The following is a 24,731-nucleotide window of genomic DNA, read 5'->3' as shown; positions in this document are numbered from 1 at the left end:
TCGCAGGTCGTGACAGACCAGGAGGCCTCCACCATGACCCCCCGTCGCACCCCGCTCGCCCAGCTGGAGCAGGGCATTCCGTTCGAGCAGCGCCATATCGGCCCCGACGCCGAGGCGCAGGCGAAGATGCTCGCCCAGGTCGGTTACGGCTCGCTCGACGAGCTGACCGCGGCCGCCGTGCCCGACGTGATCAAGAGCGCCGAGGCGCTGCGGCTGCCGGGCGCCCGTACCGAGGCCGAGGTGCTCGCCGAGCTGCGCGGGCTCGCCGACCGCAACGAGGTCCTCGCCCCGATGATCGGGCTCGGCTACTACGGCACCTTCACCCCGCCGGTGATCCTGCGCAACGTCATGGAGAATCCCGCCTGGTACACGGCCTACACGCCGTACCAGCCCGAGATCTCCCAGGGCCGCCTCGAAGCCCTCCTGAACTTCCAGACGATGGTCGCCGAGCTCACCGGACTGCCCACCTCCGGCGCCTCCCTGCTCGACGAGGGAACGGCCGCCGCCGAGGCCATGGCGCTGGCCCGGCGCGTCGGCAAGGTCAAGAACGGCGTCTTCCTGGTCGACGCCGACACCCTGCCGCAGACCGTCGCCGTCATCGAGACCAGGGCCGAGCCCACCGGTGTCGAGGTCGTCGTCGCCGACCTCGCCGACGGCATCCCGGCCGAGATCGCCGAGCGCGGTGTCTTCGGCGTGCTGCTCCAGTACCCCGGCGCCTCCGGGGCGGTCCGGGACATCAAGCCCGTGATCGACCGGGCGCACGAGCTCGGCGCGATCGTCACCGTGGCCGCCGATCTGCTGGCCCTCACCCTGCTCACCTCGCCCGGCGACCTGGGCGCGGACCTCGCCGTCGGCACCACGCAGCGCTTCGGCGTGCCGATGGGCTTCGGCGGGCCGCACGCCGGCTTCATGGCGGTCCGCGACAAGTTCGCGCGCAGCCTCCCGGGGCGCCTCGTCGGCGTCTCCGTGGACGCCGACGGCAACAAGGCGTACCGACTGGCCCTCCAGACCCGCGAGCAGCACATCCGTCGCGAGAAGGCCACCAGCAACATCTGCACCGCACAGGTGCTGCTCGCCGTGATGGCCGGCATGTACGCCGTCTACCACGGCCCCGAGGGGCTGCGGACGATCGCCCGGCGCACCCACCGCTACGCCGCGATCCTCGCCGAGGGCCTGCGTACGTCCGGGGTGGACGTGGTCACCGGGGCGTACTTCGACACGCTCACCGTCCGTGTGCCCGGCAAGGCGGCCGGCGTCGTCTCCGACGCCCGTGAGCGCGGCGTGAACCTGCGCCTCGTCGACGCCGACACCGTCTCCCTCGCCTGCGACGAGACCACGACCCGTACCCAGGTCGCCGCGGTCTGGGCGGCCTTCGGTGCCGATGGGGACGTCGAGGCGCTGGACGCCGCCACCGAGGACGCGCTGCCCGGGGCGCTGCTGCGCACCGACGAGATCCTGACCCACCCGGTCTTCCACCAGCACCGGTCCGAGACCGCGATGCTGCGGTACCTGCGCAAGCTCGCCGATCGTGACTACGCGCTCGACCGCGGCATGATCCCGCTCGGCTCCTGCACCATGAAGCTGAACGCGACGGCCGAGATGGAGTCGATCACCTGGCCGGAGTTCGGCGCGCTGCACCCGTTCGCACCGGCCGAGCAGGCTCAGGGCTTCCTGACGCTCATCCGTGAGCTGGAGGAGCGGCTGGCGGAGGTCACCGGCTACGACGCGGTCTCGATCCAGCCGAACGCCGGCTCGCAGGGCGAGTTCGCGGGGCTGCTGGCCGTCCGCGCGTACCACCGCGCCAACGGCGACGAGAAGCGGACCGTGTGTCTGATTCCGTCCTCGGCGCACGGCACCAACGCCGCGAGCGCCGTGATGGCCGGTATGAAGGTCGTCGTCGTGAAGACCGCCGACGACGGCGAGGTCGACATCGACGACCTGCGTGCCAAGATCGCCCAGCACCGCGACGAGCTGGCCGTGCTCATGATCACCTACCCGTCGACACACGGTGTCTTCGAGGAGCACGTCGCCGACATCTGCGCCGAGGTGCACGACGCGGGCGGCCAGGTCTACGTCGACGGCGCCAACCTCAACGCGCTGGTCGGCCTCGCCAAGCCCGGCCGGTTCGGCGGCGACGTCTCGCACCTGAACCTGCACAAGACCTTCTGCATCCCGCACGGCGGCGGCGGCCCCGGCGTCGGCCCCGTCGGGGTGCGCGCGCATCTGGCGCCGTACCTGCCCAACCACCCGCTGCAGCCCGCGGCCGGCCCGAAGACGGGTGTCGGACCGATCTCGGCGGCTCCCTGGGGCTCGGCGGGCATCCTGCCGATCTCCTGGGCCTATGTGCGCCTGATGGGCGGCGAGGGGCTGAAGCGGGCGACGCAGGTCGCCGTGCTGGCCGCCAACTACATCGCCAAGCGCCTCGAACCGCACTACCCGATCCTGTACAACGGCCCGGCCGGACTGGTCGCCCACGAGTGCATCGTGGACCTGCGGCCGATCTCCAAGGCGACCGGCGTCAGCATCGACGACGTCGCCAAGCGGCTCATCGACTACGGCTTCCACTCGCCGACCATGTCGTTCCCGGTCGCCGGGACGCTGATGATCGAGCCGACCGAGAGCGAGGACCTCGCGGAGCTGGACCGCTTCTGCGACACGATGATCGCCATCCGTGCCGAGATCGAGAAGGTGGCTTCGGGGGAGTGGAGCGCGCAGGACAACCCGCTCACCAACGCTCCGCACACCGCGGCGGCGCTGGGCGGGGAGTGGGAGCACGGCTACAGCCGCGAGGTGGCGGTCTTCCCGGCCGGGGTCTCGGCCGCCGACAAGTACTGGCCGCCGGTACGCCGGATCGACGGTGCGTTCGGAGACCGTAACCTCGTCTGCTCGTGCCCGCCGCTGGACGAGTACGACAACTGAGGCATGAGCGGGAAGTGACGCGGACATGCGTCGGGGCCGGTGCGGAGATTCCTCCGGGCCGGCCCCCTTCCGTTCCGGGCGGCTCTCAGGCCGCCTTCATCACCCGGCTTGCCGCCAGAGGCCTGTGCGGGGCGATGATCTGCCCGTCCGGAAGCAGCTCACCGGTGTCCTCGAAGAGCAGGACGCCGTTGCACAGCAGGCTCCAGCCCTGTTCCGGGTGGTGTGCCACCTGGCGGGCGGCTTCCCGGTCGGGTGAGTCGGCTGTCGGGCAGGGTGGCTGATGCTGGCACATGGGTGGGTTCTTTCGCTGCGTCGAGTTGAGTGTCCCGCGGTGTGGCGAGGTCTGCATGGCCGCCCCCGTTTCGATCGGTCCGGTCCCAGTGTTGCCCTACGGCCGTCAATCCGCAGGGATTTCGCCGTAGCGCTAGCACTCCTCCCATGACGCATCACCCGGCCGGACGGTTCAACTCAACTGCACTGTCCCTTCGGGTGGTTCGGGGTGGCCGGATGGGACTAGTCCGGATGGGCCGGGGCGGCGCGGGCGCACCGCGCGCTGTGCCCCGCCGCCCGGGAGGGGAGACGGGGCACAGCGCGCGGACGGGGCCGCCGGCTTCAGGCGGGGGCCGGGGAGCCCAGGAGGGGGCCCGTGCCCGGCGTGACGCGGGTGGTGATCACGGGCAGCAGGTCGGCGGCCCGGTGCGGGCGGTGCGCCGCGATGCCCGGCGGGGCGGGGGCCAGCGGCACCAGCAGATCGGCCGGGCCGGGCGAGCCGCAGGACGCGTCGGCCTCGGGGTCGTCGTGCAGCCACAGGGCCAGCATGTAGAGGTCGGGGATGGACAGCAGCCTCGGCTGGTAAGGGTGGCTCATCCCCTCGGCCTGGCGCAGGGCGAGCTCCGTCGAGGCGATGTACGGGCCCTCGAAGAAGTGCGAGAAGGCCCAGCCGTCGGGCGTGAGCATGATGTCCGCAGCCGCTACCGCCCGCTCCGTGCTGCGGATCTGGAAGCGCCAGGCGGCGAGCCGGGTGGCGGGCGCGTCTCCGCCCGGGAGGAGGTCCAGCACGTGGACGGGCAGCGGGTGTTCGGGGCTCAGAGGTCCCTGTGCGGAACGCAGGGCGGGGGTACGGGCCTCGCGGACTGCGGTCGGTGAACCGAGCGCCGTGAGAACGCTTCGCAGCGCGGGCGCGGGGGCCAGGGGAACATGCAGCGGCATAATTGGGTCGCCTCTCACTTCGGAGACACGGTGGTGCGCGGGCGGGTGCAGACGGCGCTGTCGGCGTGCGGGGCCAGAGGAGGCCGGTGACTGAGCCGGTGCGTCAACTCTCTGCCTCGTCCGCGGAGTTTATACGACACGTGTTCACGCGGTGTTTCCACTAGCCGCCACGGCTATTGCTGGCAAGGCGGTATCCGGACTTTATTATGCGGAGATCGTGCTGATTCGGCGCGAGCGGCGCAGCCGCCGCCTCGGGTTTTTCCCGCACCGCGGACGGCCGAAACCCATCGGAGCTTTAAGAGCCCTCCGTAGGGGGAAACGGGTCTCGGCTTCATGCCGAGTGAATGTGCCGGAGGCCCCGGCGCTCAGATTACCGGGTGCGCGCCGTCCGCGGGGCGTTACGGATCACGTCCTGCGGGCATTATCGATCGTGATGCGAGCGGCCCCGGCCGCGTGCTGTCCACTTGAGGAGGGACCCTTCGATGGGGGAGAAGGTCGTCGCCGGCGCCTTTGATCTGTCCGATCGGCAGAAGTACCGGAGGAAGCTGCACCAGTGCCTGGAGGCGCTGTCCGGACTTCTGGCCGAGCGGCGGTTCGACCGGCCGCGCAACCTCATGGGCATGGAGATCGAGCTGAATCTCACGGGCTCCGACGCCATGCCGAAGATGTTGAATGGACAGGTCCTGGAGCGCATCGCGAGCCATGATTTCCAGACGGAACTGGGGATGTTCAATCTGGAGGTGAACATAGTCCCCCACCATCTGTCGGGGCGTGTTCTCGATCAGCTGGCCGAAGAGCTGAGGGCCGGGCTCGGATATGCCGACCGGAAGGCCGGTGAAGTCGATGCCGGGATCATGATGATCGGAATCCTTCCGACGCTCGGGCGTGACGACATGGTCCGGTCCAACCTCTCCGACGTGGACCGCTACGCCCTGCTGAACGATCAAATGGTCGCGGCCCGCGGCGAAGATTTCTCACTGGATATCGAAGGCGTCGAGCGGCTTGTCTGCACCTCCGGGTCGATCACTCCGGAGGCTGCCTGCACCTCGCTCCAGCTGCATCTCCAGGTGACTCCGGAGCGTTTCTCCGACGTGTGGAACGCGGCCCAGGCGGTCGCCGCCGTCCAGGTGGCCCTGGGTGCCAACTCGCCCTTCCTGTTCGGCCGCGAGGTGTGGCGGGAGTCCCGGCCGCCGCTGTTCGAGCAGGCCACCGACACCCGGCCGCCCGAACTGCGCAATCAGGGCGTACGGCCCCGGACCTGGTTCGGGGAGAAGTGGATCGGCTCGGTCCACGAACTCTTCGAGGAGAACCTCCGCTACTTCCCCCCGCTGCTGCCCATCTGCGACGAGGAGGAGCCGCTGCGCGTCCTCGCCGACGGCGGGGTGCCGCGCCTCTCGGAGCTGGTCCTCCACAACGGCACGGTCTACCGCTGGAACCGGCCGGTGTACGGGCTGGCGGACGGCGTCCCCCACCTCCGGGTCGAGAACCGGGTGCTGCCGGCGGGACCGACCGTCGCCGACGTCATGGCCAACACCGCGCTCTACTACGGACTGGTCCGGGCCCTCGCGGAGGAGTCCCGTCCGGTGTGGACCAGGATGCCGTTCGCCGCCGCCGCGGAGAACTTCGAGACCGCCTGCCGCCAGGGCATCGACGCCGAGCTGCTGTGGCCGCGACCGGGCCGCTCCGGGGGCCTCACCCGGGTACCGGTGGTGAAGCTGGTACGGGACGAGCTGCTGCCGCTGGCCGCCGCGGGGCTCGACGCCTGGAACATCGAGCCGGCCGACCGGGACCACTACCTGGGGATCATCGAGGAGCGGTGCAAGCGGCGGACGAACGGCGCGTCCTGGCAGGCGGACACCTACCACCGGGCGCGCGAGGCCGGACTCGACCGGGGTGCAGCGCTCGCCGCGATGACCCGGCGCTACGCCGAGCTGATGCAGGGCGGCGACCCCGTGCACAGCTGGCCGGTGGGCATCCCGGCGCCGTAACGGGACGGGCGGACCCCGGGCGGGGAGCCCGGCCGGGGGGCGGGGCGCGTCGCGCGCGCCCCGCCGCTACTCGGCCGAGCGGGCGTTCTGGCCGGCCGTCATCACGGCTTGCAGGATCACCGCCTGGATCTCCGCCGGGTCGGTCACCTGGTAGCCGCCACCACCGGTGACCCGGGCTATCTGGTCCACCTCTTCCCGGTCCGCCTCCGGGCCGACCGCGATGGCCAGCACCGGAACCGGCCGCTCCGGGTCGGCGATGGCCTTCAGCTCGTCGATCAGGGCGGAGCGCGAGATGGACCGCTCGTCCTGGTTCGAACCGTCGGTGAGGATCACGACCGCGTTGAACTTGCCCTTCACATACGTACGCTGCGCCTCCTTGTACGAGGCCAGGATCGTGTCGTACAGGCCGGTCGCGCCGTCCGGCACGGGCTGGAGCGCGGCGAACGCGGCGGCGAGCTTCTCCCGGTGGGTGCCGCCGCCCTTCTCCGTGGCACCGAGACGGGCGGTCGGCACCAGGCGACGGTAGTCCTTGTCGCCGTCGAGGGTGGTGGCGAACTCCCAGAGGCCGATCTCGTCGTTCGGTGTGAACTGGTTGAGCGCCTGGACCAGGGACGCCTTGGTGACGTCCATCCGGGACTGGTTGCGGCCCGGGACGATCGTGGCCATCGAGCCCGAGGCGTCGACGACGGTGGTGAGCCGCGCGCTCTGCACGGTGATCGTCCACATGCCGAGCGTCTCCTGGAGCGTCTCGTCCGACGGTGCGGGCGGCTGCTGCTCGGCGTAGGGCTGGGGTGCCCTGCCGCCCGCCGCCGCGACCACCGCCTTGTCCGCCGTGCCGTCCGTGGTGCGGAAGCCGTGCTCCCGGAGGGTGCGCAGGGAGCTGTCCTCGGACAGCAGCGTCATGAAGCGCAGCGCGGCCCGGCTCTCGTCCGTGGTCTGCTTCTGCTCGTTGACCAGTGTGAACGGATAGTCGAGCAGCGGGGTGCCGTCCTTCGGATAGAAGAGGCCGACCTTTCCGTCGCCCGTGGACTCGGCGTTGTGGGCGAAGGCGGCCTGCTCGGAGAGGAGCACCGCCTGGTTGCGCGCCGGATTGCCGTCCTCGGCGCCGGAGCCGTCCTGCGGCAGGGTCGCCACGACCTGGGTGTCTCCGTCGGACATCCGCTGGGCGAGCAGCTTCGCGGTGGCCGCGACCCTGGTGTCGCTGTCCCCGCCCTGCTTGTCGGCGGACGCGCCGATGGCGGCGAGAGCCAGCAGTCCGGTGGCGGAGCGCGCGGGGTCGGCCGAGCCGAGCCGGACCTTGTCGGACTCCATGGCCGCGCCGGTCAACTCGGCCCACGAGTACGTCTTCTTCGGCCAGCCGAGGCTCTTGGCGGCCTTGGGGACCACGGCCATCGTGACGGGGGAGGTGGCGATCGAGTCGCCCGGGGTGATCGCGACGGCGTCCCCGTCGCCCTTGGCCCGGCTCAGCCACAGATCGGAGTCGGGAAGCCATATCTGGTAGCCGGGGGTGCGGGTGCCACTGGCGAGCTCGTCCGCCACCTTGTACGAGTCGCGGGCCTCCACCTCCACGTCGAGGCAGTGGCCGTCGGAGCGCAGCTCGTCCTTGCGTGCCCGGTCGGCGACGGCACGCACGGCGGGAGCGATGTCCGGCGAGGTCATCATGGACAGGTGTACGGCGCTGTCCTCGCACGACTTCGAGAACGAGAGCAGCCCGCCCTGTGCCGCGATCGCCGTTCCCCCCGCCACGGCGAGAACGAGCATGGTGGCGATGACCACGGTGCGTCGCCGGCGCGGTGGACGGTCCCCGCCTCCGGTCGCGGCGTGGTCGTCGGGCAAGCTGTGACGTCCCATGTCGGTGGTGCCCCTCCTTGAGGATGAACAAGGAAATGGGGGACCACACCATCGGCAATGGTGCTCGTCCCCCGGCCTGTCGCGCATGATCTTCGTACCTGCATTCGAGACCCTAGCGGGGCGGCGAGGGGCTTGGGACGCGAATGCACAACTGAGAGCAGGTGTACAGGTGGAGGCGGGGCGTGTGGCTGATTCTTTTCCCCAGGAGGCCGTGTCACGACGGATTCTCCGGTCTGAGACGGTGCTCGTACTGGCGCTCTCGCTGGGTGCGAGCGGAGTCTCCGCCCTCATCAGTTTTGTCGGGTCACTGACGAAACCAGGGGGGTTGAAGGATCAGGCGGCCACCCTCAACAGCTCGTACGCTCCGGGACGCCCTTGGCTGGATCTCGCCTGGCAGCTCTTCGGAATCGCGACGGCTCTGGTGCCCGTGGCCCTCGTGGCGCATCTGCTGATCCGGGAAGGGGCCGGGCTGCGGGCCATCGGCTTCGACCGCACCCGGCCGGGGTGGGACCTGGCGCGCGGCACGGTGGTCGCGGCGGGCATCGGCAGCGCCGGGCTGGCGTTCTACCTCGTGGCCAGGGCCGCCGGTTTCAACCTCACCGTCGTCCCCGAGTCGCTGCCCGACGTCTGGTGGAAGTTCCCCGTCCTCATTCTCTCGGCGATCCAGAACTCGGTGCTGGAGGAAGTGATCGTCGTCGGCTACCTGCTGCGACGGCTGGGGCAGTTGGGGTGGACGCCGATGGCGGCGCTGGCCGCGAGTTCGGTGCTGCGCGGCTCGTACCACCTCTACCAGGGCATCGGCGGGTTCATCGGCAACATGGTCATGGGGGTCGTCTTCGTGCTGCTGTACCGCCGCTGGCAGCGCGTGGGACCGCTGGTCGCGGCGCACGCGCTCCTGGACATCGGCGCGTTCGTCGGGTACGCGCTGCTCGCCGGAAAGGTGGACTGGCTGCCCACGCCGTGAACGGCGGAGCGGCCGGCCGGGGGCGTGCGGGTGGTCCGTACGCCCCGGCGCCGTCAGGGGGCGACGAGAAGCTCGCCGTCCAGGACCGTGACCGCGTGGCCCGTCAGCAGGGTGCGCGGCCCGCGCAGCGAGGTGCGGACGAGCCCGGAGCGGGCGGAGGCCTGGAGTCCGGTCAGTTCGTCGCGGCCGAGCCGGGCCGACCAGAACGGGGCCAGCGCGGTGTGGGCGCTGCCCGTCACCGGGTCCTCGTCGATGCCCACCCGGGGGAAGAAGCCGCGCGACACGTAGTCGTACGCTCCGCCCGGCGCCGCGGCCGCCGTGGCGATGACGCCGCGCCGGGAACGGGCGGCCAGCGCCGCGAAGTCGGGGGCGAGGCCCCGTACGGTCGCCTCGTCCTCCAGCTCCACCAGCAGGTCGCCGATGTGCGGGCCGGTGTCGTGCACGGACAGCGTCTCGGCGCCGAGCGCCTCGGCGAGTCCGGCGGGAGCGGCCTCGGGAGTCAGCGGCGCGGTGGGGAAGTCGAGCGTGACCGCGCCGTCCGGGTGGGCGGTGGAGGTGAGCGTTCCGCACCGGGCGGTGAAACGCACGGTGCCGCTCGCGGCTTTGGTGGTGTGCAGGACATGGGCGGTGGCGAGGGTGGCGTGGCCGCACATGTCGACCTCGGTGACCGGTGTGAACCACCGCAGCGCCCAGTCCGCGGCGCCGCCCGGCGGCAGGGGGTGGGCGAACGCGGTCTCGGAGAGGTTCAGCTCGGCGGCGACCCGTTGCAGCGAGCTGTCCTCGGGGAAGCCTTCGGGGCCGAACAGCAGGACGCCCGCGGGGTTGCCGGTGAACGGGCGGTCGGTGAACGCGTCGACGGTACGAATCCTCATGCGCCGACCCTAGGCGCGGGCAGGGGCCGCCGAACAAGGCCAATTCCGGGTCGGTGGCCCGGAAGGCGCGCCGGTTGCCGCGACCGGTCTCCCTCCGCGGGCCCGGCTTGACCTTGTCACCGTGGCAAGCACTTCACTGTGCGGACGAGGAGGTGGTCCGGATGACCATGCACAACGAGGACACGACCACGGCGCGTGCGCTGCGAGGGCTGGGGCACGCCGACGCGTCGGTCCGGCTGCGGTCGGCGCTGGCGGTGGGTTCGAACCCGGACCCGCGGCTCGTGGAGCGCCTGGTCGACATGTGCGGCACGGAGCCGGACTTCTCCGTACGCGAGATGCTGACGTGGGCCCTGACCCGTCACTCACCGGCTCTGACGGTTCCCCGGCTCGTCGGCGAACTCCGCTCGCCGCTCGCCCAGGCACGCAGCCAGGCTCTCCACACGCTGTCCAAGACCGGGGACCTGGTCGCGGAAGGCACCGGGGACCGGCAGGCGTGGCCGGCGATCACCCGGGCCCTGCTCACCGACGCCGACGACGAGGTGGCACGGACCGCCTGGCGGGCGGCGGTCGCCCTCGTGCCCGGGGGCGAGGAGCCGGGGCTGGCCGAGACCCTGGCGGAACAGCTCGGGCGCGGCGGGCGGGAGACGCAGCTGAGCCTCAGCCGCGCGCTGACCGCGCTGGGCGAGGCGATCACCCCCGCCCTGAGCGCCGCGGCGACGCATCCCGATCCCGGTGTGCGGCAGCACGCCCTCGCCACGCAGCGGCTGCTCCGTGACCCGGACGCCGGGTTCGATTTCGCGATCGAGGAGGCGAAGCGCATCGTGGCCCTGGGCGGTTACGGACAGGAGGGGTGAAACGCGGTGCTGATCGGTGAGGTGGCACGCAGGTCCGGGGTCAGCGCCCGCATGCTCCGGCACTACGAGTCGCTCGGCCTGGTACGCCCCACGGGACGCAACGACGTCGGTTACCGGGAGTACTCCGGCGCGGACGTCCGGCGGATCTTCCACATCGAGAGCCTGCGGTCCCTCGGGCTGACGCTGCGCGAGGTCGGGCGAGCGCTGGACGATCCCGGCTTCAGCCCCTCGGAGCTGGTCGACGATCTCGTACGCCGGACGCGGGAGCGCATCGCGAGCGAGACGGAGCTGCTGACCCGGTTGAGCCGGATCGACGCCGCCGGGCCGGAGGGCTGGGAGGGGGTCCTCCGTACCGTCGCGCTCCTCCAGGCACTGGGGTCCAGCAGCCCCGGCACGCGCCAACGCGCCGCGCTGTCCTCGGTGGGCGAGGCGCCGGTGCCGGTGCGGGCCCTGGTGGACGCGGTCCTGAGCGAGCGGGACCCGGTCGTGGCCGGTGCGCTCCGGTGGGCCCTGGCCCAGGCCGGCGGCGGGCTCGTCCTGCTCGCGGCGGGCCTTGCGGCACCGGGGGCCGAGGTCCGTGCGCGGGCGGCCCAGGCCATCGCGGAAGTCCCGGGCGACACGGCGACCGCGCTGCTCCGCGAGGCCCTGGCCGACCCGGACCCCGTGGTCCGCGGGCACGCGGCTCCGGCGCTCGGGGTGCGGGGGGTGGACGACGCGGTGCCGGTGCTCATCGACATGGTCGCGGAGGAGGTCCGGGACGTGGACGCGGCCGACGCGCTGGGTGTGCTGGCCGTCGCCCCGGAGGCCGCCGAGCGCATCGCCGCCGGCCTCGTCGCCCGCCTCGCCGACGGCACGCTCGACCCGTCCGCCCGCCGCCGCCTCACGCAGGCGCTCGCGGACATCCCCGGCGCGACGGCGTCGCACGCGCTCGCGGAACTGGCACGGGACGAGGACCGGGGCGTGGCGCTGACGGCCGGGTACGTGCTCGGGCTGCGGGGCGGGGCGGACGAGTAGCCGTTCCTCGCGCTCACTCCTTCGTGCCCGCGGAGCCGGTGGCCCCGGCCTGGGTTCGCACGGGTTGCTGTCGCGGCAGCAGCCATGGGGCGTCACGGACTTCACGTAAGTCTCAGGAGGCCGACCGCCGGTTACCGAAATTCATATCCGGTGCGGTCCGGCTCCGTCCTGCCGGCGGTAGAGGTCGCGGAGGAGCGAGATCTCGGCGCCGTGGTGGATCAGTTCCCTGTTGACGTGCAGGACCCTGTTCTCCATGGGGTACCGCTCGGGACCCACCGTGGGCGGATTGTCCAGGTCGGCGTCCGAGAGCTTGCGGACCCCCGCGTTCCATCTCCCGTACATCTCATCGAGCTGTTCCAGCGCCTCGTCAGCGGTCCCCGCGTAGGCGAATGTCCGGGAGTCGACGTCCTGGCCGCCGAAGTACCATCCGACCCGGTAGCCCAGGCACGAGACGATGATGTGCGCCAGTCTCCAGGCAATCGTGGTCACCGGTGCCGGCTCCGGCGCAGGGGACGCGGAGTCCATCGTCCATTCCCCCGGGCCTTCCAGCGTCGGTGCGGACGCCGTGCCACGTGGGCGGATGCTCCAGCAGCCGGGCACCGGCTCCCAGAAGTACTCCTCGTCAGTAAGACCGTCCAGCCGTGGCCGCAGGTTCTTGCGCCAGTACCAATCCAACTGGTCCGCGAGCTGCTCGTTTCTTGTCATTGCCGCACCCTACAGACTCGTCGAGCAGGGTGATCGTCGCCGTCTGCGGCCGTCCTCCGCTGTCGCAACTTCCCGGCCAGTCATCCCTGAACGGCACAGAAGCCAATCGATCGTCCTTCGCCGGCAATCGATCGACACCCAATGGCGCAGGTCACCCGTGTCATGACGTCGGGGATTGCCATGCGAGCTATTCCGATATATCGTTGAGGCATCGCGACAGATCAGCGATACGTGAAGAGTCAACGTGAGAAGGAGAACGGTCATGCGTTCACATGGATACGAGCACGGACATGGTCATGGGCACGGACGCGGGCGCGGCCCGGGTGGGCCCGATGAGCGGCGGGGTGACTTCGAAGGGGGGCGGGCGGCATTCGGGCCGTTCGGTCCGCCGTTCGGAGGGGGCCCCTTCGGTGGCGGGCGTAATCGGGGCGGCGGCCGGGGGAGGGCGCGGCGCGGTGACGTGCGGGCGTCGATCCTGGCGCTGCTCAAGGACCGGGCGATGCACGGTTACGAGATGATCCAGGAGATCGGCGAGCGCAGCGGCGGGGCCTGGCGGCCCAGCCCGGGGTCGGTCTACCCGACCCTCCAGCTGCTGGAGGACGAGGGTCTGATCACCAGTGCGAGCGAGGGCGGCAAGAAGCTGTTCACGCTCACCGACACCGGTCGCACCGAGGCCGAGACGGGGCCCGAGGCGCCCTGGGAGGAGGCCGGGCGCGGCGTCGACTGGGAGGGCATGAACGAGGTCCGCCAGGCCGGCTTCGGTCTGATGGAGGCGTTCGGGCAGGTCTGGAAGACCGGCTCCGCCGATCAGCGTGAGAAGGCGCTCGCGGTCATCAACGACACCCGCAAGAAGCTGTATCTGATCCTCGCCGACGAGCACTGAGGCCAGGACCGGATCGTGGGCAGTGCGGCGGTCGCGGGGTGAGTGACGTGGAGGGGGCCCGGCGGCCTGGCCGCCGGGCCCCTTCCCGTGTGGGTGAGTGGCCGCTCAGGCGACGATCAGGCCGTCCAGCTTGCGCAGCGACTCGTTGAGCGCGGCCGTCGCCGAGTCCTTCAGCTTGCCGGCCATCAGTGAGACCGCCGCGCCCGTGAACTCGCCGTCGATGCGGACCGCGGTGGCGGCCCCGTCCGGGGTCAGTGCGTAGCGCATCACCAGGTTCACGCCCATCGGGCCCTTGCCCGTGGTCGTCAGCAGCCGGCCGGTCTCCAGTTCCGACACCGTCCACGTCACCTCGGCCGGGAAACCCATGAGCTTCATGTTCTCCTCGTAGGTCGCCGAGAGTTCCAGCGCGGCAGGGCCGCCCTTGGGGAAGCTGGTGTGCGTGGCGTTCCACTCCCCGTACCTGCTGAAGTCGGTCAGCTGGGCCCAGACCTTCTCGACCGGTGCTCCGATGCGCGCCTCTGCACTGACTTCGGCCATGCGACCACCCCTTCTCTACGGGTTACGGTGTCGCGGAACGTAGCCGTAGCGGCTGGAACATTCAATACTGATGAGGCGTCAGTTCTGTGCGGCCCGCTCGGGGCCCGTCCGCCAGATCAGTGCCGCGTCGAAGCGGTCGGACGCGCGCGGATGCGGGCCGTCGTCGTGGCAGTGGAACGCGGCCCAGAACAGATCCGCCGGCAGAGCGTCCAGGGGCGCGTGGACCCGGTAGACGTAATCGCGCCCGTCGAGCGCCGGCAGGGACACCAGCCAGCTCACCCCGGCTCCCTCCGTCGTGCCGCGAACAACCGCTCCCGCCTGTGGGACGTGTACGGGCGGGCCCCTGGTTGCTCCGTGGCCACGAGGATGCGCGTGTCCGTGCGCGTCAGGGGCGCCGGCGACATCGGAGTGTTACCCCGGTCAGGTGTCACCGGGGTGACGCTCCTGACCTCAGCTGTCATGATGTGCCGATGCACGCGTCTCAGGGGAGAAGCGCCGGCCTGGGACTCGCCCTCGCCTCGGCCTTCGCATTCGGCGGTTCCGGAGTGGCGGCCAAGCCGCTGATCGAGGCGGGGCTCGACCCGCTCCACGTGGTCTGGCTGCGCGTGGCGGGTGCCGCACTCGTCATGCTGCCCGTGGCCTGGCGCCACCGGCAGCTGGTGCGCAGCCGACCCGTGCTGCTGCTGGGTTTCGGGCTGCTCGCCGTTGCCGGGGTGCAGGCCTGCTACTTCGCCGCCATCTCCCGCATCCCGGTGGGTGTGGCGCTGCTTGTCGAGTATCTGGCGCCCGCGCTCGTCCTCGGCTGGGTCCGCTTCGTGCAGCGGCGTCCGGTGACCCGGGCGGCGGCGCTCGGCGTCGTGCTCGCGGTGGGTGGCCTCGCCTGCGTGGTCGAGGTGTGGGCCGGGCTGAGCTTCGACATCGTCGGCCTGCTGCTCGCACTCGGTGCGGCCTGCTGCCAGGTCGGCTACTTCGTCCTCTCCGACCAGGGCAGTGGCGAACCGTCGCCGGGTGGCGCGGAGCCCCCGCATCCGGTCGGGGTCATCGCCTACGGGCTGCTCATCGGAGCCCTCGTGCTCACCGTGGTCGCGCGCCCGTGGGGCATGGACTGGTCGGTGCTCGGCGGCGGCACGGCGATGGACGGCACCCAGGTGCCGGCCTGGCTGCTGCTGGTCTGGATCGTGCTGCTCGCCACCGTCGTCGCGTACGTGACCGGTGTGATCTCCGTACGCCTGCTGTCCCCGGCGGTCGCGGGTGTCGTCGCCTGCCTGGAGGCGGTCATCGCGACCGTGCTCGCCTGGGTGCTGCTCGGTGAGCACCTGGCCGCCCCGCAGCTCATCGGCGGTGCACTCGTCCTGACCGGTGCCTTCATCGCGCAGTCGGCCACCCCTCGGCCCCCGTCGGGCCCCGTCGCCTCGGGGCCGGGCGGTGCGGGCGCGGGGGCCGGTGAGGGCGCGCCCGGCGAGCGGGCCGCGGTGCGCCGCTAGGGTCCGGGCGGCCGGTCGTCGCGGGTCGTGCCCCCGTCGTCCGGGGTCCCTTCCGGTGTTCACGCAGCCGTCCGAGGGGCAGGTCCGCCGGGCGGCCCGTGGTGGCGGCGCTCGTGGGTCAGAGGGCGTTCAGATACGCGGGGACCTCGATCGCGGGGTCCAGGTCGTCCGCCGGGACCGGCGCGGCGAAGGCGGGGGCGACGGGGACGACGCCGGACCAGTGCGGCAGGCCGATGTCCTGGGGGTCGTCGTTCGGCCCGCCCGTGCGGATCTTGGCGGAGACCTCCCGCAGATCCAGCCGGATCACGGCCGTGGCCGCCAGCTCCTTGCCGTCGGCGGGCCGGGCGTCCTCCGAGCGGCCCGGCACCACCTGGTCCACGATCGCGTCGAGGGCGATGCGCCGCTCCTCCGGGTCGGTCACGGTGTACGCGGTGCCGTGGACGACCACGGAACGGTAGTTGAGCGAGTGATGGAAGGCCGAGCGGGCCAGGACCAGGCCGTCGACGTGTGTCACCGTCAGGCATACGGCCAGCCCCGCATCGTTTCCGTCCGCCGCCCGCAGCGGCCGCGAGCCCGTCGATCCGTGGACGTAGAGGCGTTCACCGACCCGGCCGAAGAGGGTCGGCAGGACGACGGGGGCGCCGTCGCGCACGAAGCCGAGGTGGCAGAGGTAGGCGGCGTCGAGTATCGAATGGACCGTTTCCCGGTCGTACGAGGCCCGCTCGCGCGACCGGGTGGGGATCGTGCGGCCGGTCGGCTCGTAGCCGGCCGCGGGCTCCGGTGGCGTGGTCTGCTGGGATACGGTCTCCGGCATTGCGGACTCCATTGCACTAGTGCATACTGTTGTTTGTGCTAGGAGAGTATCGGATCAGTGGGCGGCGTGCATCCGAAATTGCCGCCAGCGTGGAGCAGGGAGTCGGTTCCGGGGAGCTGATGCCCGGACAGGTGCTGCCGCCCATGCGGGAGTTGGCCGGTCGGCTGGAGGTGAACCCCAATACGGTCGCGGCGGCGTACCGCATCCTGCGTGAGCGCGGGGTGATCGAGACCGCCGGGCGCCGGGGCAGCCGGGTCAGGCCGCGCCCGGCGAGCACGCCGCGCGGGTCGATGCGGGTCGAGGCGCCGCCGGGGGTCCGGGATCTGGGCGAGGGGAATCCGGACCCGGCGCTGCTGCCGCGGCTCGGAGAGGCGTTCGCCGCGGTCGCGGAGGCGTACGCGCGAGAGCCCGGCATGTACGCGCGGGCGTCCGTCGACCCCGAGTTCGCCGCGCTCGCGCGCGCCGCCATGGACGCCGACGACGTCCCGGCCGGACCGGTGATAGCCACCTCCGGGTCGCTCGACGCAATCGAGCGGGTGCTCGTCGCCCATCTCCGGCCGGGGGACATGGTCGCGGTCGAGGACCCGGGCTGGGGCGGGCTGCTGGACCTGGTGCCCGCGCTCGGCATGCGTCCCGTACCGATGGCGCTGGACGACGACGGGCCGCTGCCGGACGCGCTCGACCAGGCGCTGCGGGCGGGTGCGCGGGCGGTCGTCGTCACGGACCGGGCGCAGAATCCGACGGGTGCGGCGATCTCCGCGGGGCGTGCGACGGAGCTGCGGGCGGTCCTCGCCAGATACCGGGGCGTCCTGCTCATCGAGGACGACCACGGGCACGCCATAGTCGACCTGCCCCTGTATCCGCTGGCAGGGGCCACGGACCGCTGGGCTTTCGTCCGCTCGGTGGCCAAGGCGTACGGGCCGGACCTGCGGGTCGCCGTGATGACCGGTGACGTGGTCACGGCCAACCGGGTGTCCGGGCGTCAGAGGCTGGGTCCCGGCTGGGTCAGCCGGCTGTTGCAGCGGACCGTGGTGCACCTGTGGCGTACGGACGCCGTGGACACACGCGAGGTGGCGCGGTCCTACGCCCGCCGCCGCGACGCGCTCGTGCGGGCACTGGCCGACCGGGGCGTCCAGGCGTACGGGCGCAGCGGGATGAACGTGTGGGTCCCGGTGAGCGACGAGACCGGGGCGGTGGCGCGGATGCTGCACGCGGGCTGGGCGGCGGCGCCCGGGGCGCGATTCCGTATCTCCGCGCCCCAGGGCATCCGGCTCACCGTCTCGCCGCTCTCCGACGCCGACATCGGGCCCCTGGCGGACGCGGTGGCGGACGCGGCGGGTCCCGCGAGTCCGCTGAGCTACGGGTAGCTACGGGTGAGGGGGTGAGTCGTGGGCGGATCGGTGCGGGGGCGGGGCGGCGGGTTCGCCGCGGGGAGGGGGCGAGGCGGCGCGGGGCCGGCTCTGGGTCAGCGCGGCGCCCGCCAGGACGATGAGCGCGCCCACGGGGGTGTTCCAGCTCAACTGCTCGCCGAGCACGGCCACTCCGGCGGCGGTGGCGATCACCGGAATGAAATACGTGACCATCTGCGCGGTCGTCGGCCCGACCTCGTTGACCAGGCCGTACTGGAGCAGCACCGCGACCCCTGTGCCCAGGGCTCCGAGGGCGACGACGGCCAGGGTGGGGAGCAGCGGGAAGCCGTCGGGGAGTGAGGTGAACAAGGGGGTGACCAGGGCGAGTTGGACCGTGCCGAGGAAGAGCTGACTGCCGGTGAGGGCGAGGGTGGACGAACCGCTGCCCGCCAGCGTCCGGCGCACGTAGATCCAGCCGACCGGATAGCTGAGCGAGGCCAGGAGTGCCATGGCCGTGCCGCTGAAGTCCAGCCCGGAGAAGCCCTGCCAGGCACCCAGCACCGTCAGGACGCCGAGGAAGCCGAGTCCGAGACCGGCGACGCGGCGGCGGGTCGGCCGGTCCTCCGAGAGGGCGACGAGTGACAGCGCCATGCCCCACAGGGGCGAGGTCGCGTTGCAGATGCCGGCCAGCGTCGACGGGATGCTCAGTTCGGCATAGGCGAAGAGGGAGAACGGGAGGGCGTTGAGGAAGAAGGCCGCGACGGCCAGATGGCCCCAGGTGCGTGCGGAGCGCGGCAGCCGCTCCCGCTTCACCACCATGACCACGGCCAGAACGGCGGTCCCCGAGAACAGCCGGCCGAACGTGACCTGGAACGGGGCGTACCCGTCGGTCCCGACCTTGATGAGGAGGAAGCTGAAACCCCAGATGAGCGAGAGCGCCGCGAAGCGCAGCCGCCAGTCCAGCGCCGGCCTGCGCGCCGGACCGGGAAGGGTGGCGGTCCGTGCCGGGGGCGGAGGGGCGGGTGTTCCGGGCGGAGGAGGGGGTGTCCGGGGCGGGGCAGCCGGCCTCCGGGGTGGGGGAGCCGGTGCCGGGGTCGGCTCGGTGGTGGGCCCGGGTGCGGGCGGTGCGCTCATGAGGTCCACGATGGCCACTCCCACCTCGTAGCACAAGTGAGAATTTGTGCGCGGATTCGCGTAGCATCGCTTATATGTTGAACCTGGAGCGCTTGCGCACCCTGGATGCCCTGGCCCGGCTCGGTTCGGTCAGTGGTGCCGCCGAGGGGCTGCACGTCACGACGTCGGCCGTGTCGCAGCAGATGGCGAAGCTGGAGCGGGAGGTGGGGCAGCAGCTTCTCGCCAAGAACGGGCGCGGGGTGCGGCTCACCGACGCGGGACGGCTGCTCGCCGACCACGCGGCCCGCATCCTCTCGCAGGTCGAGCTGGCCCAGTCCGACATCGAGGCCCAGCGGGGGGAGGTGGTGGGGGAGATCCGGCTCGGAGCCTTTCCGACGGCGGCCCGGGGCCTCTTTCCCGCGACGCTGCTGGCTCTGCGCGCCGGACATCCCGAGCTTCGGGTGCGGACTCTGGAGCTGGAGCCCGAGGCCGGTATCCGGGCGGTGCTCAGGGGCGACGTCGATCTGGCGGTGGTGCTGGACTGGAGCAACAAGCGGCTCCCGGTGCCCGGCGGCCTGACCAAGGCGGAACTTCTGGACGACGCCCCGGACATCGCGATGGCGGCCGGGCATCCGCTCGCCGGGCGGACCGAGGTCGATCTGGAGGACTTCGCGGAGGACGACTGGGTGTCCTGGCCGGAGGGTGAATTCTGTTACGACTGGCTGATGTTCACCCTCCGCTCCAAGGGCATCGAGCCCCGCATCGCCCACCTCGCGGGCGAGCACCACACACAGCTCGCGCTGATCGCCGCCGGTATGGGCGTCTGTGTGGCTCCCCGGCTGGGGCGCGGGCCGGTGCCCGAAGGGGTGCGGCTCGTGCCCGTGCGCCAGAAGATGCGGCGGCACGTCCACGCGGTGTGGCGCACGGACGCGGACCGGCGGCCGTCGATCCGGGCGGCGGTCGCGGCCCTGCGCGAGGCGGGCCGGGAGCTGGACGAACCTTGGAGGGAGGGGGGCCGGTAGCGGCGGCGGTCACCCGTTGTCCGGGCCGGGGAGTTTGCTGAAGTCCCAGCTGGTGATGGTGGTGGGGGTGAGGCGGAGCCAGGCGTGGCGGTTGTCGTGGGGCATTGTCTCCATGCCGAAGTACTTGGCCGCGAACAGCCTCTCGGGCGTGTCGAGTTCCGGGCAGGGCTTGCCGGTGCGGGGGGCCTCGCCGATGAAGGACGCGTCGCCCGCGAGTTCGACGCCGCGCAGCTCGCCGTACTCCACGCCGTCGTCGATCACCACGGAGACGCGCGGGTCGCGGCGCAGCTGTGACCACCGCAGGCTCCGGGTGATCGAGTAGAGCCAGAGCGAGCCGCCGTCCCAGCAGAACCAGAGCGCGCCGGCATGGGGGCGGCCGTCCGTGCCGACGGTGGCCACCCGGCAGGTCCGCTGCCCGGTGAGATAGGCGTCGCGCTCCTCGTCCGTCATCATGATCCGGCGGCCCCGACGCTGGGTGACGGCCATGGATTGCCTCCTGCTGCTGGTCGAGGGCGAGGGGGAACTGACTGGGTGTCAGGAATCATGGCCTCTCTTCCCTCGCCACGCAATGGGGGCTACCCTCGCGCGCCCCGGTCCGGCGCCGACCCCGGCCCGGCCGACCCGCCGCCGAGAGGGGCCGCAGTGCCGTCCAGGGAACAGCTCGCCGCGCAGACCGACCCGGCCACCACCGCACTGCTGACCGTGGAGTGCCAGGAGGGGGTGGTGGGACCCGACAGCGCACTGCCCGAACTCGCCGAGGCCGCGGTGGCGTCGGGTGCGCTGCGGCAGGTGGCCCGGCTCGTCGCCGGAGCCCACGAGGCCGGTGTCCAGGTGGTGCACGCGGTCGCCGAGCGCCGTCCCGACGGCCGGGGCGCCAACCGCAACGCCCGCCTCTTCCGCGCCGCCGGCCGGCTTCCCGTGCAGCAGTACCCCGGCACCGCGGCGGTCCGGATCGCCGCACCCATCGAGGTCACCGGTGAGGACCTCGTCGTCCGGCGGCTGCACGGGCTGTCCCCACTGGCGGGCACCGATGTGGACGCCCTCCTGCGCAACCTCGGCTGCCGCACCCTCGTGGTCACCGGGGTATCGGCCAACGTGGCCGTCCCCAACGCGGTCTTCGACGCGGTCAACCTCGGATACACCGCGGTCGTGCCGGCCGACGCCATCGCGGGGGTGCCCGCCGACTACACGTCTGTGATGGTCCGCAACACCCTGGCGCTCGTCGCGACGGTGACCACGACCGACGAACTGCTCGACCGCTGGCGCGACCCGGGGGCCGGGGCCGGCGCGCGGACATGACTCCCGGCTCCCGGCACCGCCCCGGTCACAGTCCCAGGGACTTCCGCAGGAAATCCAGCTCCAGCCGCAACAGCCCGCTCGCCGCGCCGTCCCGGCCGACCAGGTGACCGGCGCCGGACAACGGCAGCACCGTGTGGGGGCGCCCGGCGGCCAGGAGGGCGGCCGAGAACCGGAGCGTGTGGGCGACGGCCACGTTGTCGTCGGCGAGGCCGTGCACCAGCATGAGCGGACGGGCCAGGGCCGCGGCCTCCTCCAGCAGCGAGTTGCGCGCGTAGTTCTCCGGCAGCACGTCCGGGTGGCCCAGGAACCGTTCCTCCCAGTGCGTGTCGTAGAGCCTCCGGTCCGCGGGCGCCGCGCCCGCCACCGCCGCGTGGAAGACGTCCGGATGCCGCAGCACGGCGGCCGCCGCGAGGTATCCGCCGAACGACCAGCCGCGCATCGCGACCCGCGTCGTGTCCAGCTCCGGACGGTCCCCGGCGACCGCGTGCAGCGCGTCGATCTGATCCTCCAGGACAGCCGTCAGCCGGTCGCCGTGCACCGACTTCTCCCACGCCTCGCCCCGCCCCGGCGTGCCCCGCCCGTCCGTGACGAGCACCGCGAACCCCTGCTCCGCGAACCACTGGGCCACCGCCGTCCACCACGTCCGCACCTCCAGCACGACCTGCATGCCGTGACCGGCGTACGGGCTGAGCAGCACCGGCAGCGGACCCGAATCCGGGCGGTGCCAGGACGGCAGGTGGAGCCGGCTGCGCAGTTCCCGCCGGCCCGGGCGGAGCGCCAGTGGCCGGGGGGTGACGAGCGGTTCCTCGGCCAGGACGGCGATCCTGCCCACCTCGGCTCCGGAGCGCAGCACCGTCACCGTCTGCCCCTTCGGGGTCCTGCTGTCGAGCACCACGGTCGGGCCGCCGACCGCTGCGGTGTGCACACCGGGTGCGCCGGAGACCCGGACGGGGCCCTCGTCCCGGCCCGTGGTGTCGTACGACCAGACATGGATCTCGGTCGGTTCCCCGCCCGCCGTGAAATACACCCGCCCGTCCGCCGCGCCGATCACCTCGCGGACCTCCAGGCCCGGTGGTGTGACGGTGTCGCCGATGGCGAGGCCCTGGGTGTCGCCGCCGGGCCGCGCCGGGACGACGAGCGCCCCGTCGGACAGCCGCAGCGGGGTGCCGGGGCGCAGCGCGACCCAGGCGGGGTCGTGGGCGCGGTGCAGCGTCCGGGTCGCACCGGACTCCGCGTCCACCTCCAGGACGTGGACGGACCGCTGGTCCCTGGTCTGTACGCAGACCAGCGGGCCCCGGCCGTCCCAGCGCGCCGCCACGACGTACTCGAACGCCCGGTCCGTCCACGCCGCTTCGGGATGCCCCTCGCCCGCGGTCCCGGGGAGACGGACACCGACCCGCCCGCCCGAGACCCGCACCAGGTGCAGCGACACCTTCGCGTTGGCCGTACCGGCGGCCGGGTACGCCACCTCGCGGGGCGGCCGCCCCGGGTCGGAGGGGTCCGCGATGTACCGGCGTGCGACACCGGCCGTGTCCACGCGGGCCACCAGCAACGCGTCCCCGTCCGGGGACCACCAGTAGCCGCGCGAGCGGCCGATGGACTCCTGCGACACATAGTCGGACAGGCCGTACGTGACGTGTTCGCCGTCCGGTCCGGCGAGCGTCCGGTCGCCGGTGCCGTCGGCCCGTACCGTACGCAGCGCGCCCCCGGAGACGTACGCGATCAGGGAGCCGTCGGGCGAGGGGCGGGGGTCGACGACCGGTCCGGCCGTGCGGACCCGGCGGGGCGCGCCGCCGTCCGTGGCGACCACCCAGAGGGCGCCGCGGAGCGCGAAGGCCGCCAGACGCACGGAGGCGTCGGTGGCGTAGGAGACCACGCCGGACGAGGTCTCGCGGGCCCGCTCCCGCCGGGCCCGTTCCTCCGGCGGCAGCTCACCGGCCGGCTCGTCCGCGAGACCGGGCCCGAGCGGGTCGGCCAGGAGCCTTTCCGTGCCGTTCTCGTACAGCCAGAGCCGGCTCACCGGGTCGGTGCCCGACGTGCCCCGGACGAACAGCACCCGCGCGCCGTCGGGGGAGACGGTGAACTGCCGGGGCACCCCCAGCGAGAAACGCCGGGTGCGGGCGAACTGGTCGGGGAAGCGGTCGACGGCGGCGGCGCGGATGCCGGAGGGGTGGGTCATGGCGACACCATGGCAGGCGGAACGGCCCGCACGGCGTCCGGGGTCCGCCCGCCCCGGCACGGGGGAGGACGGACCCCGGGGAGGGGATCAGTGGGTCGGGGCCGCGGCTGCCTTCGCCGCGGCGCTCTCCTCCGCGAGCCGCTCCATGCCGCTCTGGGTACGCAGCGGCTTCTCCTTGATGAACAGGACCGCGATCAGCGCCAGGAACGCGAAGGGCGCGCCGATCAGGAAGACGTCGGCGGTCGCGACACCGTACGCGTGCTCGACCACCTGCCGCGCGGATTCCGGGAGCGTGGTGAGGTCGGGGACGCCGCTGCCGGCGCCTCCGTTGTCCGCCGCGCCGCCGAAGCCCTTCTTCATCTCGTCGGCCACCCGGTGGGCGAGGACGGCGCCCAGGGCGCTCGTACCGATGGCCCCGCCGAGGCTGCGGAAGAACGACAGCACCGAGGTGGCAGCGCCGAGTTCGGCGGCGGGGACGTCGTTCTGGGCGGCCAGCACGAGGTTCTGCATCAGCATGCCGACGCCGACGCCGAGCACCACCATGTAGACGCTGAGCAGGCCGAACGAGGAGTCGGAGCCGATCGTGGACAGCAGGCCCATGCCCGCGGTCATGATGATTCCGCCCGCGATGAGGAAGCCCTTCCACTTGCCCCGGGAGGAGATGATCTGCCCGGCCACGGTCGTGGAGACCATCAGGCCGAGGATCATCGGAAGGCTCATCAGGCCGGCGGTGGTCGGGGTCTTGCCCAGCGAGATCTGGAAGTACTGCGAGAGGAACACCGTGCCGCCGAACATGGCCACACCGACCAGCATGCTCGCCACCGTCGTCAGTGCCACGGTGCGGTTGCGGAAGATGTCCAGCGGGATGATCGGCTCCTGGACCCGGGACTCGACCCAGACAGCGGCGGCCAGCAGGACCACGCCCCCGGTGACGAGTGCGGCGGTCTGCCAGGAGGCCCAGTCGAAGCGGTTGCCGGCGAGGGTCACCCAGAGCAGCAGCGCGCTGACCCCGCTCATGATGAGGACGGCGCCGACGTAGTCGATCTTCACTTCGCGGCGGACCGTCGGCAGTTTCAGGGTCAGTTGGAGCAGGGCGATGGCGAGCAGCGCGAACGGGACCCCGATGAAGAAGCACCAGCGCCACCCCAGCCAGGAGGTGTCGACGAGCACACCCCCGATGAGCGGGCCCGCGACCGTGCCGACCGCGAAGACGGCGCCGAAGATGCCGGAGTAGCGGCCGAGTTCGCGCGGCGGGATGATCGCCGCCATCACGACCTGGGCGAGTGCGGTGAGACCGCCCGCGCCGATGCCCTGCACGACCCGGCTCACGATGAGCAGCCCGACACTGTGCGAGAAGCCCGCGACGAGCGAGCCGGCGATGAACATCGACAGGGAGAGCTGGATGAGCAGCTTCTTGTCGTACAGGTCGGAGAGCTTGCCCCAGATCGGGACCGTCGCCGTCATGGCGAGCAGTTCGGCCGTGACGACCCAGGTGTACGAGGACTGGCTGCCGTGCAGATCGGCGATGATCCTGGGCAGGGCGTTGGAGACGACGGTGGAGGCCAGGATGGCCACGAACATGCCGGCCATCAGGCCCGACATGGCCTGGAGTATCTGGCGGCGCGTCATGCCTGGCGCGGGCCCCTCGATCGCACCGGCGGCGCCGGTTTCGGGT

Annotated in this window: 22 protein-coding genes; 10 read left to right on the top strand and 12 right to left on the bottom strand. The window is 72.2% G+C overall.

Going from position 1 to position 24,731, the window contains the following annotated elements; translation table 11 throughout:
• Nucleotides 1–33: 33 nt before the first annotated feature.
• A complete protein-coding gene (gene gcvP, locus P8A18_RS03650) occupies nt 34–2,919 on the top strand; it encodes an aminomethyl-transferring glycine dehydrogenase (RefSeq protein ID WP_306051757.1) in 2,886 nt (961 codons plus the stop codon).
• Between the two features lie 85 nt (nt 2,920–3,004).
• On the opposite strand, the gene P8A18_RS03645 is transcribed toward gcvP, so the two are convergent.
• A complete protein-coding gene (locus P8A18_RS03645) occupies nt 3,005–3,211 on the bottom strand; it encodes a DUF5999 family protein (RefSeq protein WP_026250277.1) in 207 nt (68 codons plus the stop codon).
• A gap of 320 nt (nt 3,212–3,531) precedes the next feature.
• Complete coding sequence (locus P8A18_RS03640; protein ID WP_306051755.1) at nt 3,532–4,128, bottom strand: hypothetical protein; 597 nt, start codon at nt 4,126–4,128, stop codon at nt 3,532–3,534.
• A gap of 482 nt (nt 4,129–4,610) precedes the next feature.
• Here P8A18_RS03640 and P8A18_RS03635 point away from each other — a divergent pair, with 482 nt between their 5' ends.
• Nucleotides 4,611–6,116, top strand: coding sequence for a glutamate-cysteine ligase family protein (locus P8A18_RS03635; protein WP_306051752.1), 1,506 nt, complete (start codon nt 4,611–4,613; stop codon nt 6,114–6,116).
• A gap of 66 nt (nt 6,117–6,182) precedes the next feature.
• On the opposite strand, the gene P8A18_RS03630 is transcribed toward P8A18_RS03635, so the two are convergent.
• The gene (locus tag P8A18_RS03630) at nt 6,183–7,967 is read right to left on the bottom strand and encodes a substrate-binding and VWA domain-containing protein (RefSeq protein WP_306051750.1); all 1,785 of its coding nucleotides are present in this window, start codon (nt 7,965–7,967) and stop codon (nt 6,183–6,185) included.
• 184 nt (nt 7,968–8,151) lie between these two features.
• Between P8A18_RS03630 and P8A18_RS03625 the strand changes: the two genes are divergently transcribed.
• On the top strand, nt 8,152–8,931 hold the full coding sequence (locus tag P8A18_RS03625) for a CPBP family intramembrane glutamic endopeptidase (RefSeq protein ID WP_306051748.1): 780 nt from the start codon (nt 8,152–8,154) through the stop codon (nt 8,929–8,931).
• A gap of 53 nt (nt 8,932–8,984) precedes the next feature.
• Here the strand turns inward: P8A18_RS03625 and P8A18_RS03620 are convergent, their stop codons facing one another.
• The gene (locus P8A18_RS03620) at nt 8,985–9,803 is read right to left on the bottom strand and encodes a PhzF family protein (protein WP_306051746.1); all 819 of its coding nucleotides are present in this window, start codon (nt 9,801–9,803) and stop codon (nt 8,985–8,987) included.
• Nucleotides 9,804–9,964: 161 nt separating this feature from the next.
• On the opposite strand from P8A18_RS03620, the gene P8A18_RS03615 reads away from it, so the two are divergent.
• Complete coding sequence (locus tag P8A18_RS03615) at nt 9,965–10,657, top strand: HEAT repeat domain-containing protein (RefSeq protein ID WP_306051744.1); 693 nt, start codon at nt 9,965–9,967, stop codon at nt 10,655–10,657.
• Nucleotides 10,658–10,663: 6 nt separating this feature from the next.
• Complete coding sequence (locus P8A18_RS03610) at nt 10,664–11,671, top strand: HEAT repeat domain-containing protein (RefSeq protein ID WP_306051742.1); 1,008 nt, start codon at nt 10,664–10,666, stop codon at nt 11,669–11,671.
• A gap of 141 nt (nt 11,672–11,812) precedes the next feature.
• Here P8A18_RS03610 and P8A18_RS03605 read toward each other — a convergent pair whose 3' ends face one another.
• Nucleotides 11,813–12,376 carry a DinB family protein gene (locus P8A18_RS03605; RefSeq protein WP_306051739.1) on the bottom strand — a complete coding sequence of 188 codons (564 nt, stop codon included), beginning with the start codon at nt 12,374–12,376 and terminating at the stop codon, nt 11,813–11,815.
• A gap of 262 nt (nt 12,377–12,638) precedes the next feature.
• Between P8A18_RS03605 and P8A18_RS03600 the strand changes: the two genes are divergently transcribed.
• Nucleotides 12,639–13,259, top strand: coding sequence for a PadR family transcriptional regulator (locus P8A18_RS03600; RefSeq protein ID WP_306051736.1), 621 nt, complete (start codon nt 12,639–12,641; stop codon nt 13,257–13,259).
• 105 nt (nt 13,260–13,364) lie between these two features.
• Here P8A18_RS03600 and P8A18_RS03595 read toward each other — a convergent pair whose 3' ends face one another.
• Both P8A18_RS03595 and P8A18_RS03590 read right to left on the bottom strand, forming a co-directional pair.
• Nucleotides 13,365–13,796, bottom strand: a complete 432-nt coding sequence (locus P8A18_RS03595) for a type II toxin-antitoxin system Rv0910 family toxin (protein WP_306051734.1) — start codon at nt 13,794–13,796, stop codon at nt 13,365–13,367.
• Nucleotides 13,797–13,874: 78 nt separating this feature from the next.
• Nucleotides 13,875–14,075 (bottom strand): hypothetical protein, encoded by a 201-nt coding sequence (locus P8A18_RS03590; protein WP_018555090.1) that lies wholly within the window; start codon nt 14,073–14,075, stop codon nt 13,875–13,877.
• Nucleotides 14,076–14,266: 191 nt separating this feature from the next.
• On the opposite strand from P8A18_RS03590, the gene P8A18_RS03585 reads away from it, so the two are divergent.
• The gene (locus P8A18_RS03585; protein ID WP_306051731.1) at nt 14,267–15,280 is read left to right on the top strand and encodes an EamA family transporter; all 1,014 of its coding nucleotides are present in this window, start codon (nt 14,267–14,269) and stop codon (nt 15,278–15,280) included.
• A 118-nt stretch (nt 15,281–15,398) separates the two neighbouring features.
• Here P8A18_RS03585 and P8A18_RS03580 read toward each other — a convergent pair whose 3' ends face one another.
• Nucleotides 15,399–16,094 (bottom strand): pyridoxamine 5'-phosphate oxidase family protein, encoded by a 696-nt coding sequence (locus tag P8A18_RS03580; protein WP_306051728.1) that lies wholly within the window; start codon nt 16,092–16,094, stop codon nt 15,399–15,401.
• Nucleotides 16,095–16,129: 35 nt separating this feature from the next.
• Between P8A18_RS03580 and P8A18_RS03575 the strand changes: the two genes are divergently transcribed.
• On the top strand, nt 16,130–17,461 hold the full coding sequence (locus P8A18_RS03575; RefSeq protein ID WP_306051726.1) for an aminotransferase class I/II-fold pyridoxal phosphate-dependent enzyme: 1,332 nt from the start codon (nt 16,130–16,132) through the stop codon (nt 17,459–17,461).
• On the opposite strand, the gene P8A18_RS03570 is transcribed toward P8A18_RS03575, so the two are convergent.
• Nucleotides 17,462–18,577, bottom strand: a complete 1,116-nt coding sequence (locus P8A18_RS03570; RefSeq protein ID WP_371933633.1) for a DMT family transporter — start codon at nt 18,575–18,577, stop codon at nt 17,462–17,464.
• Between the two features lie 74 nt (nt 18,578–18,651).
• Here P8A18_RS03570 and P8A18_RS03565 point away from each other — a divergent pair, with 74 nt between their 5' ends.
• Nucleotides 18,652–19,578 (top strand): LysR family transcriptional regulator, encoded by a 927-nt coding sequence (locus tag P8A18_RS03565; RefSeq protein ID WP_306051721.1) that lies wholly within the window; start codon nt 18,652–18,654, stop codon nt 19,576–19,578.
• A gap of 9 nt (nt 19,579–19,587) precedes the next feature.
• On the opposite strand, the gene P8A18_RS03560 is transcribed toward P8A18_RS03565, so the two are convergent.
• On the bottom strand, nt 19,588–20,064 hold the full coding sequence (locus P8A18_RS03560; RefSeq protein ID WP_306051719.1) for a pyridoxamine 5'-phosphate oxidase family protein: 477 nt from the start codon (nt 20,062–20,064) through the stop codon (nt 19,588–19,590).
• 156 nt (nt 20,065–20,220) lie between these two features.
• Here P8A18_RS03560 and P8A18_RS03555 point away from each other — a divergent pair, with 156 nt between their 5' ends.
• Nucleotides 20,221–20,877, top strand: a complete 657-nt coding sequence (locus P8A18_RS03555; protein ID WP_306051717.1) for a cysteine hydrolase family protein — start codon at nt 20,221–20,223, stop codon at nt 20,875–20,877.
• Between the two features lie 25 nt (nt 20,878–20,902).
• On the opposite strand, the gene P8A18_RS03550 is transcribed toward P8A18_RS03555, so the two are convergent.
• Together P8A18_RS03550 and P8A18_RS03545 are read right to left on the bottom strand one after the other, a co-directional pair.
• A complete protein-coding gene (locus P8A18_RS03550; RefSeq protein ID WP_306051715.1) occupies nt 20,903–23,056 on the bottom strand; it encodes an alpha/beta fold hydrolase in 2,154 nt (717 codons plus the stop codon).
• An 87-nt stretch (nt 23,057–23,143) separates the two neighbouring features.
• Complete coding sequence (locus P8A18_RS03545; RefSeq protein ID WP_511101559.1) at nt 23,144–24,685, bottom strand: MDR family MFS transporter; 1,542 nt, start codon at nt 24,683–24,685, stop codon at nt 23,144–23,146.
• Nucleotides 24,686–24,731: the final 46 nt, after the last annotated feature.

Origin of the sequence: Streptomyces sp. Mut1 (genome assembly GCF_030719295.1) — a bacterium.
Taxonomy (GTDB): Bacteria; Actinomycetota; Actinomycetes; order Streptomycetales; family Streptomycetaceae; genus Streptomyces; species Streptomyces castrisilvae.
The sequence above is the reverse complement of the archived record's forward strand: the minus strand, read 5'-3'. Positions and strand labels throughout refer to the sequence as shown.